Raw genomic sequence first — 12,017 nt, forward strand, 5'->3', positions numbered from 1 at the left:
AGGAAAAAGCTCTCGGTCTGCGGCAACAGAACAAGAGCCCTCTAAAAATTTAAAATTTTAACACCTACATGATACCATGGGTAGTGACTTTTTGCGCTTTTTTTAGCTTGTGTTTTCATATAAAAGAGACTGAGAAAATCTCGGCCTCTTCTTTCTGCTATTTTACTTCAACTACTTGATAGTTTGTACCTGTCAGTGCTTGTTGGTATTCATCCGCTGTGATTTCTCGCGCTCCCTCAACAGCTGCAACTTTTGCATCGCGATCAACCAACACACGTTCAACCCCATCCAATGTTAAGAACAGTTTGCTGACATTTTCTGCGCATCCTTCACATTTCATTCCTTCAACAACTACTTCTTGTTTCATATCAATCATCTCCAGTCTTTACAATTGAATCTAGTACTATCGTTTCATTTTTTACCGGTTGTTTTCAAGCCGAAGCACTGCTTGTCTTCCTTCTCTACTATATAAATGAAATAACCGTGTGCTTTTGGACAAGTGAGTGTTGAAAATGAAGTTCACTTGTCCATTTTTGTTACTTTTGGACAAGTGAGACTCCTACTTGTCTTTCACTTGTCCACTTTTGTCTAATATGGACAAGTGGACTTAAAAATACTCCCTCACTTGTCCATAACAGCAGAAAATTAAAAACACCAAACTCCCTTTATAGGTAGAAGTTTGGCGTTCTCTATATCAACCATCTAAACGGTAATCCTTTTCCAAATTTTCTTGATAAGAAGCTGCATAAATGCCTTTACCCGGCACCCATTCGCAATAAAAAAGATCTTCAATCGAACCATAGCCTTTTTCCTGCAATTGCTCCCGCAACCAACCTTCATCTTTTTCAATGCTCTCCAAGGTGTCATGATCCACTCGACCTTCATCAACCAATAGGATGGACGGCTTCTCATCTTGATCCTTGCGAATGACGCTGACTTTTCCATCAATCTCTAGAATGGCATAATTGACGTCATGCATGGTGAAGCACCCGTGCTGGCGCAGCAGCGCTCGCAGCTGTTCTAAATCAATATTATTTCGTTCTAGTTCCTTAAAATTTGCCTTTCCTTCATAGATAAGAACAGATGGCTCCCCTTGAAGAATTTTTGAAGTTTTCATCGTTTTCTTACTCGTTCGCTCAATCGCATAAACAATTACTCCCCACAACGCAAGAGCAAATAGTAAATGTACGATTGAAACTTCTGGATGGAAAAGTGATCCTTCCAACATTCCACCCAAAACTAAAAAGTAAATCAAGTCAAAAGGTGTCAACTCAGAGACAGCTTTCTTGCCAATGATACGGATGATTAAGAATAGACCCGCTGTTCCGAGAGTCAGCTTAACAATAATATTTAAGTACATCGCGCCTCCTGCCTCCAGTCTCGTTTTGGCTAGCAATCATTAGAATAACTTGTGTGGGTTCAATCTTCCTGTTGGGTCAAAAACAGCTTTTATACTGCGCATCATTTCGATATTCAAATCAGCAGTCATTTTTTCAAAATACGGTTTCTTAATTAATCCAATTCCGTGTTCTGCCGACGGTAAACCGCCTAAATCACTAATTTTTTGATAAAGTTTGCCGAGTACATCATCCCGTTTTTGTTCCCATTCTGCTTGGTCTTGGATGTCTCCTCTTGTGATACACGTATGCAGATTCCCATCCCCAGCATGTCCAAAGCTGATTAGCTTCAACCCACTTTGTTTTTCTAATTCTTTTGTATATTTGTATAAAGTAGAAATATGATTAATTGGAACTACTTCATCCATGGTGACTTGTTCTGTGTAATTCACAACGGAAGTCAACAACCGATCACGAAGGAACCACGCCGTATGTTCCATTGCTGGATCCATTAAAGGAAGTAATTCTACTACGTGGTGTTCCTTGACACTATCCTCCAATAATTGGAGACGTTGTTCAAGGGAAGCACTGCTGTCCCCGTCCAACGTAATGAGGAGATAGGCGTCGCCTTCTTGACTAGGGAACGGAAGATCATTGTCTTTTTCACTTAGAGCAATTGCTTCTTTTTCAAAAAACTCCATGGCAGTAGGGTCTACTCCGTTTCGTAAAATGGTCAAAACTGCATCCGTCGCATCTTCCAAAGTATGGAATGCTGCAATGACCGATAGTTTTGCTTTTGGTAACGGCAGTAAACGTAGTTTCACTTGAACCGTAATTCCTAAGGTTCCTTCTGATCCAATAAATAAGTCTTTCAAGTCATATCCTGAACTGCTTTTAATATTTAAGGAGCCGACTTTCATTTCACGGCCGTCCGCTAGAACAACATCCAGTTCCCTCACGTAATCACGTGTTACACCGTATTTAACGGCACGCATTCCGCCTGCATTTGTAGCGACGTTTCCACCGATTGAAGAGTGTTTCGAACCAGGATCTGGCGGGTAGAAATAGCCTCGCTTTTCTACATACTCGTGAATTTCTCCTACTAGTACACCTGGCTCAACGGTCAACGTAAAGGTCTCTTCATCCAAATCCAAAATTCGGTTCATTAGATGAACATCTATAATCAGTTCACCTCCAAGTGGTGCGGTCGCTCCTGATAGTCCTGTTCCGGCACCATAGGTAATAACCGGTAGATTTTCTTCTGCTGCTACTTTTACTAAAGCCACCACTTCTTCTTTTGATGTCGGTAAAGCTACCGCGATCGGTTCACCTGTATCGGTAACATAATCGTCATAACGATATTGATCCGTTATTCGGTCTCCCATTAATAAGCGTTCCCCATCTGGAATAATGTTTGCTAATTTATGTTGTAATTCATCCATATTGATTTTCCCTCTTTTATTGTTTTATTGTCTGAGCAGTGATTCGATTGTATCCAATAAACTTTCTGAAGTATTGGGTCCAATCACTTGGTACGCTACTTCCTTTACTTGCGGAGCCGCATTTTCCATAGCAAAACCATACTTCACTTGTTGAAGCATTTCTAAATCGTTTGGACTGTCTCCAAACGCAACCGATTCTTCTTTTGAAATCCCCCATCGTTCTTGAAGTAGATTGATCCCTCTTCCTTTATGGATATTCGGTTGAATAAGGTCGACAAAACCATATCCACTCGCAACCGGCGTAATTTCTCCGACCAATTCACCATGCAAGTATTCCAATACGTAGGGAACTTCCTCTTCTTCAAAAGCAGTTGCAACCTTAAAAATCCCATCATTCACCTGCTCCAAACCGTTTACTTGGGTAAGAATGGGATAATATCGTTGGAAGGCAGCATAAGCATCTTCTGAGATGGAGTCGTGAACGTAAGCTCCCTTCTTTCCACACAAAACAAAAGGAATGGCACTATAATTTTTCAAAGTTGCAATTAACTTTTCCACTAAATTCCGTTCCATAATATGGCTACTCACTTCTACACCTTTTTCAATGATATAGGCTCCATTTTCGGCGAGGAAGGTCATTTGAGAAGCTACTTCTGCAAAATGTTTCTGTAATTGAGGTAGCGGATTACCACTCGCTGCTACAAAATAGATTCCTTTTTCCTGCATTCTTTCGAATAAGTGAAGAAATCTCTTTTTATTATACGTCATTTCCCTATTAAGGAAAGTTCCATCCATATCTACTGCAATTAACTTTATTGCCATACTGATTCTCCTTTAGTTTCATTGAATGGCTGATTCCAATCGTCGTATTTCTCTAAGTATTTCATATTAGATGGCTCAAATCAATTGTTCTGGTTGTCTTTATGATAAACTACAAGTAACTTTCAAAAAGGAGTGGATTATATGTTAGTAGCAGATTGGGAAACAATAAAAAGAATTCTAGTGGTGGGCACCGTCACTTATGTGTTTTTTATAATCTCCATTCGTACATTCGGTAAACGTTCGCTTACTCAGATGAATGCTTATGACTTTTCCGTTACTGTAGCTCTTGGATCTATTTTGGCTTCTACGTTAACAAATTCCAATCTAACCGCAGCAAGCGGGATTGTTTCTTTTTCACTGTTGCTGCTTCTTCAATTTATTATTGCTAAAGCCTCTGTTTATTTTCCATTTTTCAATAAAATTATTAAAGCCAAGCCAACGCTGTTATTCTACAAAGGTAAATATGATGAGACACAACTCAAAAAGCAACGTATTACGAAAGATGACCTCCTCCAAGCAGTCCGATTGCAACAGCATGCTTCTATGAATGAAGTTCTGGCAATCGTTGTGGAAGCAAACGGACAATTATCCATTCTATCCGCCAACGGTTCTGATTCTTCAAACAGTACTCTTGAAAATATCGATCATCCTTTTCTTCATGAAGAAAAATAAGAGCTTTTATGCTCTTTTATTTTGACCTTTTTTATAAAAATGGTACAGTAATAAAAAATTAGTTGCATGCGCAACTATCTAAGGAGGAACGCTATGGAATCAATGATGCGTTATGTGAACCGAACCGCTCGTTTGTCTACCCTGTATCGAAATGAAAAATTAAAAGCATACGGCCTCAAAGGAATTCATCATTCCTATATCTTGAATATTTGCCGCAATCCTGGTATTCCACAAGGAAAATTAGCTCAAATGATTTTTGTTGATAAAAGTAATGTTGCTCGCCAACTTGCTACACTCGAAAAGAATGCCTATGTTTATCGCGTTCCAAGCCAAGTTGATGGGCGTGAACAGCTCGTTTACCCTACTGAAAAAGCTTTCGAAATATTACCGATTGTCTCGAAGACCCTAAAAGAATGGAATGAAGACATTTTGGTCGATTTTACGCAGGAAGAAAAAGAACAACTCATAGAAGCGATGAAGAAAATTATGGGAAGAGCGAAGGAGATTGTCGATCATCTACCTAATGAATAAGAAAGGAGTGTTTTTTAATGAAGTTGATGATGGATTATGTCCGACCTTACATGAGGCAGCTATCAGTAGGTGTGTTCATTAAATTCTTTGGTACAATCATGGACTTACTATTGCCCTGGATCTTAGCGTATATCATTGATACGGTAGTCCCCTTACGAGACAGGCGGCAAATTCTATTTTGGGGCGGAATCATGATCTTGACGTCTATTGCAGCTCTGACCCTCAATATCATTGCCAATCGTATGGCTTCGAAAATTGCTAGGGATAGTACCGAAAACATCCGCCATGATTTATTTGCCAAAATATCGTACCTTTCTGCCAGTCAATTGGATAAGTACGGGGTTCCAACTCTTGTCTCGCGCTTAACAACTGATACCTATAACGTGAATCACACCATCGGACGCATACAGCGGATGGGAATTCGGGGACCCATTTTGTTACTGGGAGGTATTGTTGTTACGTTAACACTTGATCCTGTTTTAACCCTTGTGCTGATTGCTACTATGCCGTTTATTGTTGTCACCGTTTATTTTATATCGAAAATTGGGATTCCACAATTTACAAAACTACAGGAAGAAGTGGATCATCTCATCCAGGTAGTGAGGGAAAATATTACGGGTGCGCGTGTTATCAAGGCTCTCTCTAAGGAAGAATACGAGAAAAATCGTTTTTCTACTGTTAATGATGTTGTGGTCCAGGCAGAAACAAAAGCAAATTTGACGATGGCTGTCAATTCTCCTTTAATGAACTTATTTTTGAACACGGGTCTGACCTTGGTTATTTTGGTTAGCGCCTTTCGAGTAAATGCCGGCACCACACAACCTGGTGTTGTGGTCGCCTTTATGTCTTACTTCACCATTATTTTGAATGCGATGCTGAGTATTACACGAATTTTTGTCATTATTTCACGGGGACTTGCTTCAGCTGACCGTATTAGTACGATTCTCTCCACTCCTAGCGATTTAACGGTAGAAACAGAAGATACGATTGAAACAGATGCCTTCATCCAATTCCAACATGTTTCCTTTGCTTATCAAGAAGGACAGGAAACACTGAGTGACATTCACTTTTCTCTCAAACAAGGAGAGACGCTAGGGATTATCGGTCCTACTGGTTCCGGGAAAACTACTTTGATTAAGTTGTTGATGCGGTTATACGATCCATCAGAAGGAACGATTCGTATTAATGGAAGAAATGTAAATAGTATCCCTCAGGAAGAGCTGCATTCTCTCTTCGGTGTAGCCTTTCAACGAGACATTCTCTTTGCGGATACATTAAAGGAAAATATCGACTTTGGTAGGCAGTTGCCACTGGATGAGATTGTCCGTTCTACTGACTTTGCTCAAGCAGATGAGTTTATTGATTCCTTAGAAGACGGCCTCAATCACTCTGTCCATTCAAAGGGTTCCAATCTGAGTGGCGGACAGAAGCAACGGGTTGTTGTCTCACGCGCTCTAGCGGATGAACCTGCTATCCTTATTCTGGATGATTCTTCCAGCGCACTTGATTACCAGACCGATGCACGTCTGCGTCGTGCAATCGTGGAAAACTTTACAGAGACTACAAAAATTATTATTGCGCAGCGTATTAGTTCCATCCAGCATGCTGATTATATTTTGATGATTGAAGACGGAAAAACAATCGGATTTGGGACTCATGAAGAACTAATGCAAAGAAACGAGACGTATCGTGAAATCAGTCGTTCTCAAATGGGAGGTGCAGAATTTGCCTAATGATGAAGTCGTTCAATCCAGTCGTTTGAAACTGATGAAACGTTTGTGGATCTATCTCTATCACTACAAATGGATGCTCATCGCTGCCATTACATTGAATATTCTCAGCAACTTATTCGCGCTGTTAGGTCCCTTGCTATCTGGTTATGCGATTGATGCAATTGAACCTGGAGTGGGAAGCGTCGTATTTCAGCGTGTGTTTGATTACTGTTTGCGGATGCTCCTATTTTATTTAATTGCCTCTATCTTGCAGTACGTCATGTCAGTCATCATGACAAAACTGACACAGCGCATTGTCAGCCGCATGCGAAAAGATATTTTCGAAAAGATGACAGAACTGCCTGCTGGTTACTATGATACACATTCCGTCGGTGATATTCTTAGCCGCGTAACGTATGACATCGACACACTCAATACTTCTTTATCCAGTGACTTTATTCAAGTTCTATCGAGCTTGGTTACGATTGTGGGCTCCTTGGTGATGATGATTCTGATTTCTCCACCTCTCCTTTCTGTTTTCTTGCTGACGATTCCGTTATCAATCGTCCTTACGCAATACATGACTGGGAAGTTTCGTCCCCTTTTCCGCAAACGATCGGCAAAGCTCGGAGAGTTGAATGGATTTGTTGAAGAAATTATTTCCGGCCAACAAACGATCAAAGTGTACAATCAGGAAGAAAATATGATTGTCCGTTTTGATGAGAAAAATAAAGAAGCCGTCGATGCTTACTATAACGCAGATTATTACGGAAGTATGGTGGGTCCAGCCGTAACCTTTATTAACAACTTATCATTATCACTCATCAGTGTCTTTGGTGCCTTCTTGTTCCTTGCTGGAAGTCTTACATTAGGAAACCTTTCTTCCTTTGTTCTCTATTCTCGACGCTTCTCAGGACCCATTAACGAAATTTCTAATATTATTGGTGAACTTCAGTCTGCCTTTGCAGCTGCAGAGCGGGTTTTCCGTTTGATTGACGAACCCGGTGAAGCATCGGATCCGGCAGAGGCACATGTTTTCGAAGATGTAGCTGGCGATATTTCCTTTGAAGAGGTGACTTTTGGTTATTCTCCGGATCAACCGATTATTAAGAATTTGAATGTAAAAGTCGATGCTGGAAGCACCATCGCCATTGTTGGTCCGACCGGCGCAGGAAAAACAACCTTCATCAACTTACTGATGCGGTTCTATGATCCGCAAAAAGGGATCATTCGTCTGGATGGTGTCGACATAAAAAAAGCTACTCGTAAGAGTTTGCGTTTATCCTTTGCCATGGTTCTGCAAGATACTTGGTTATTTGCTGGAACAGTTTTTGATAATCTGGCATATGGAAAGGCAGATGCCACCTTAGAAGAAGTACAAGCTGCTGCCAAAGCAGCTATGATCCATCGTTATATTATGTCTTTACCAAATGGATATGATACGAAGATAGACGAAGATGGACTTAATATTTCTCAAGGACAAAAACAATTACTGACAATTGCTCGTGCCATGTTACTAGATGCCAATCTGCTCATTTTAGACGAAGCTACTTCAAACGTGGATACAAATACAGAATTGAAAATTCAATTGGCAATGAAAAAACTCATGCACGGCAAGACTACCTTCGTTATTGCCCACCGCCTATCAACGATTCAAGATGCGGATGTGATTTTGGTAGTAGACCAAGGAAGTGTCGTGGAACAAGGAACGCACGAAGAGTTGCTAGCAAAAAGAGGATTTTATCACAATTTATATGCCTCACAGTTCTCGTGATATTAGAATTTACTGAGTAATTTAACCTTCTTATCTAAAATTGTTTTCCTTCAAATCTATTTATGCTATCATAATGAAATGCGAATGCATGAATATTTTTTGAAACGGAGGACTTTTTCATGGCTAGAAAGGACAAAAAGACCAACTCATCCAATGGGGGTGGCTGGTTAGGAGTAGTGGAAAACCTTGGTAACAAGCTTCCTCATCCGGTTGTCATTTTCGTATTATTGGCTTTACTTATCATTGTTATCTCAGAAATTGCGGCTCGTGCAGGTGTCTCTGCAACTTACTTCGACCCACGTACAAACGAGCAAGTAACCACTACAGCAGTTTCCTTAATGGATAAATCTGGTTTGGCATATATTTTCAACAATGCAACAACGAACTTTACTGGTTTCGCTCCTTTAGGTACCGTACTTGTTGCGATGCTTGGGGTTGGGGTAGCTGAGTGGACTGGACTGATTGGCGATACGCTAAAGAAATTAATTCGTTCTGTGCCGACTTCTCTGCTTACTGCCGTTGTTGTGTTCACAGGGATTATCTCAAATATTGCTTCTGATGCTGGATATGTCGTTGTTATTCCACTTGGCGCAATTGTTTTTGCCGGAGCAGGCCGTCACCCGATTGCCGGGTTAGCTGCTGCCTTTGCCGGAGTTTCTGGTGGATTCTCAGCAAACTTGCTGATTGGACCAACTGATGCGTTGTTAACAGGGATTACCAATGCGGCATTAGAAAGTGCAAATATTAATTATCAAATGTCTGTAACTGGTAACTGGTATTTCATGATTGCTTCAACGTTTATCCTAACCATTATTGGTACAATGATTACGACTCGAGTTGTTGAACCTCGTTTAGGAGAATATAAAGGCGAGTATATGCCTGATGATGAGCCTCTAACTGCTCTTCAAAACAAAGCATTGCGAAATGCAGGAATTGCATTACTTCTATTTATTGCTGTAATGGCCGTTATGCTTGTTCCTGAAAATGGAGCACTGCGTGTGTTGGATGAAGCAACTGGAGAAATGAGTATTAACTACTTCTTAAGTAATGGTCTGATTTTTGCTATTTTCTTCCTTTTTGCTATCCCAGGATTAGCTTACGGAATTACCGTTGGAAAAATTAAAGACAGCAATGACTTTGTTGAAAGCATGACTCAATCTATGCGCTCAATGGGTGGATACATCGTGCTTGCCTTCTTTGCTGCTCAATTCATTAATTATTTCTCTTATACAAACTTAGGAACGATCCTTTCTGTAAATGGAGCTGAGTTCTTAGAAAATATTGGCTTCACAGGTCTACCGCTTGTTATTTCCTTTGTAGTATTGGCTGCTTTCCTTGACTTGTTCTTGGGATCTGCTTCTGCGAAATGGGCGATCATGGCGCCAATCTTTGTACCAATGATGTATAACTTAGGACTAACTCCTGAATTGACACAAATTGCTTATCGGATTGCCGATTCAGTGGTGAACATCATCACACCATTGATGAGTTACTTTGCAATGATCCTTGTCTTCATGAAGCGCTACGATAAGAAGAGTGGTTTAGGAACATTGATTTCTACCATGCTTCCATACTCCATCGCATTCTTTATCGCGTGGGTTATTCTATTAGTTGTTTGGTATTTCACCGGACTTCCAGTAGGACCAGATGCTTACATGCAATTTAGATAAAATAAAAAACCAGCTAGAGCTCATGCTCCTAGCTGGTTTTTTGTTTCTGTTTCTTTCGCTACATCATGATTGGTAAGCAGGTGCTCTGCCACAAATAATAGGACAGGCAATAGAATGTCATCTGCATAACCAAGCATAGGCAAGACATCTGGCAGAATATCAATTGGACTCAGGATATAGAGAATAATCCCTATAACCATCAATTTTCTTCTTTTATCTATTTTAGAATCTAATAAAGAGGAAACAATTGGTTTCACTTTGCTCACAGAAGTTAGATTACTTTTTTTTCTTAATTTCATCATACACGTTCCTTTCTCAAATGAACCGAAAAAGTTTCATTGCAGTATGATTATTATAGAATGAATGGGCAGAAAATAAATCAGCCTCAAGTTGGATTCTATTCGAAAGAAATTTTGTAATCGATTGGATCAACAATACGAATCAAGGTCGTGAACACTTTTTGGAAAAGAAGTCCGAGCACAACTGGTAAAACCGCGAACAAAAGCAGGATGACAAGCATATTTGGAACGGTAAACCCTCCCGCTGCATTCAATGCTGTCAAAGGTCCAAGTAAACCGCTGAGGCCGAATCCAGCACTGGTTGGGGTTCCTTGAATGTTCAACCAGCCGCCTAATGCACCGAGAATAGCAGCATTACAAAGGACAGGAACCATCGTGAGAGGTTTCTTCATTGTGTTCGCCATTTGAATTTTCGGTGATCCAATTACGTGAGCCAAAGAAGTTCCAGTATTATTAACAGACCAGCCTGCAATCGCCAACCCAACGCCGGCTGCTACAATCCCCAAATTAGCTGTTCCTGATCCCACTCCCGCCAAACCGATAGCAGTCGCAATCGCAACCGTAGAAATAGGTGAAACAATTAATACAGCAAAAATCATGGCCAAGAGACTACCCATCAAAATCGGCTGCAGTTCGGTTACGGTCATAACTCCTTGACCAATCATCATTGAAATATTTTTAACCGGATTGAGTGTCAGCATTCCAATTCCACCAGCTACGACAATTAGCAAGGATGGCAGTGCGAGCATATTGTACGCACCTAATTTGTCTTTGATAACTTTTACGAGAATCACTGCTAGAGCAGTCGTGATTCCCGTATTGATTACATCCCCTGTTCCGGCAAACAAGTATCCACCAGCTTCATTTACAGTCATTACCCCACTGCCGATAACGGCAGTCATCGCTACGGATAAGGTCTGAATCGGAGTAAGTTTGAACTGGTATCCTACAGCTACGCCAATCGCAGCTGGCATTAACGAAGCAACAAACTTCAGCATGATAATAAGAGCTCCTACTTGCGGCAAAATTGGTACTACTAATTTTAACAACTCACCAAAAATCGCTCCCGGCATTAATACCAATACAATCCCTAAGCTCATCCCGTTCAATAAGTTTAACATGAATTCTTTTCCTGACATCCCAACCATTTGTTTCATTTCCTATTCCTCCATCTCTTTTCTAACAAAACGAAAAACTGCCTGATTCGATTAATAGAAACCGAATCAGGCAGTTGTATATGCTCAAAGTGAAAGGATGCTCTCCTGTTATGAACTTCTAGCTCTACATTGCCTCTTCGATTTCTTGTGTGAAATCTATAGGCAACTTTTAGAACATGTTGAAGTTCTCTAGCCACTCTACAGATTTTCTCTAAAGTAGTAGCTAAAGTAAAAGTTATTTAATTGTGGTTGATGCAAATTGTTTAGTATATTCATGGTGTTTGCCTGCCCCTCAATTAAGATGTCCACAGTATAGCAAACAAAATGAGAAAGCGTCAAGAGTAAAATGAAAATAATCTCATTTAATTCTGCTTTTGGACAAGTAGAGGGAGATTTTTTAGCTCACTTGTCCGTTTTTGAGTATTTTGGACAAGTAACCCTCTTTTTCTACCTTCACTTGTCCAAAAAAAGCTGGACCATTAAAAAAGGTTCCGGCGCAATGGCACCGGAACCTTTTGTTTTATGGCTCTAGAATATTAAGTGTTGATGGGCCTTTGGCCCTTTTGTGAAAAACACAAAGAGACAAATGAATTTTTCCGTT

11 protein-coding genes are annotated in these 12,017 nt (G+C 40.3%); 5 read left to right on the forward strand and 6 right to left on the reverse strand.

Features of this window, described 5'->3' with window-relative positions; genetic code table 11:
* Window positions 1–157 precede the first annotated feature (157 nt).
* The 4 genes from PVE40_RS11245 to PVE40_RS11260 all read right to left on the reverse strand — a co-directional run bounded on the left by PVE40_RS11245 (window position 158) and on the right by PVE40_RS11260 (window position 3,601).
* Window positions 158–367 carry a heavy-metal-associated domain-containing protein gene (locus PVE40_RS11245; RefSeq protein ID WP_274732030.1) on the reverse strand — a complete coding sequence of 70 codons (210 nt, stop codon included), beginning with the start codon at window positions 365–367 and terminating at the stop codon, window positions 158–160.
* Window positions 368–694: 327 nt separating this feature from the next.
* Complete coding sequence (locus PVE40_RS11250; protein ID WP_274732031.1) at window positions 695–1,360, reverse strand: DUF421 domain-containing protein; 666 nt, start codon at window positions 1,358–1,360, stop codon at window positions 695–697.
* Between the two features lie 39 nt (window positions 1,361–1,399).
* Window positions 1,400–2,779: an FAD-binding oxidoreductase gene (locus PVE40_RS11255; protein WP_274732033.1), complete on the reverse strand. Its 1,380-nt coding sequence runs from the start codon at window positions 2,777–2,779 to the stop codon at window positions 1,400–1,402.
* Between the two features lie 24 nt (window positions 2,780–2,803).
* Entirely contained in the window at window positions 2,804–3,601 is a 798-nt protein-coding gene (locus PVE40_RS11260) for a Cof-type HAD-IIB family hydrolase (protein ID WP_274732034.1), read from the reverse strand.
* Between the two features lie 141 nt (window positions 3,602–3,742).
* Here PVE40_RS11260 and PVE40_RS11265 point away from each other — a divergent pair, with 141 nt between their 5' ends.
* The 5 genes from PVE40_RS11265 (at window position 3,743) to PVE40_RS11285 (ending at window position 9,960) form a co-directional block, all read left to right on the forward strand.
* On the forward strand, window positions 3,743–4,273 hold the full coding sequence (locus PVE40_RS11265) for a DUF421 domain-containing protein (protein WP_274732035.1): 531 nt from the start codon (window positions 3,743–3,745) through the stop codon (window positions 4,271–4,273).
* A gap of 93 nt (window positions 4,274–4,366) precedes the next feature.
* On the forward strand, window positions 4,367–4,804 hold the full coding sequence (locus PVE40_RS11270) for a MarR family winged helix-turn-helix transcriptional regulator (protein WP_274732036.1): 438 nt from the start codon (window positions 4,367–4,369) through the stop codon (window positions 4,802–4,804).
* 17 nt (window positions 4,805–4,821) lie between these two features.
* Window positions 4,822–6,537, forward strand: a complete 1,716-nt coding sequence (locus tag PVE40_RS11275; RefSeq protein WP_274732037.1) for an ABC transporter ATP-binding protein — start codon at window positions 4,822–4,824, stop codon at window positions 6,535–6,537.
* Window positions 6,538–6,571: 34 nt separating this feature from the next.
* On the forward strand, window positions 6,572–8,290 hold the full coding sequence (locus tag PVE40_RS11280; protein ID WP_274732041.1) for an ABC transporter ATP-binding protein: 1,719 nt from the start codon (window positions 6,572–6,574) through the stop codon (window positions 8,288–8,290).
* Window positions 8,291–8,409: 119 nt separating this feature from the next.
* The gene (locus PVE40_RS11285) at window positions 8,410–9,960 is read left to right on the forward strand and encodes an AbgT family transporter (RefSeq protein ID WP_274732038.1); all 1,551 of its coding nucleotides are present in this window, start codon (window positions 8,410–8,412) and stop codon (window positions 9,958–9,960) included.
* Window positions 9,961–9,980: 20 nt separating this feature from the next.
* Here PVE40_RS11285 and PVE40_RS11290 read toward each other — a convergent pair whose 3' ends face one another.
* Together PVE40_RS11290 and PVE40_RS11295 are read right to left on the reverse strand one after the other, a co-directional pair.
* Window positions 9,981–10,259 (reverse strand): YkvA family protein, encoded by a 279-nt coding sequence (locus tag PVE40_RS11290; RefSeq protein ID WP_274732039.1) that lies wholly within the window; start codon window positions 10,257–10,259, stop codon window positions 9,981–9,983.
* Between the two features lie 98 nt (window positions 10,260–10,357).
* Window positions 10,358–11,416, reverse strand: a complete 1,059-nt coding sequence (locus PVE40_RS11295; protein ID WP_274732040.1) for a PTS sugar transporter subunit IIC — start codon at window positions 11,414–11,416, stop codon at window positions 10,358–10,360.
* Between the last annotated feature and the right edge of the window lie 601 nt (window positions 11,417–12,017).

It is taken from the genome of Jeotgalibaca caeni (genome assembly GCF_028863945.1).
GTDB lineage: Bacteria > Bacillota > Bacilli > Lactobacillales > Aerococcaceae > Jeotgalibaca > Jeotgalibaca caeni.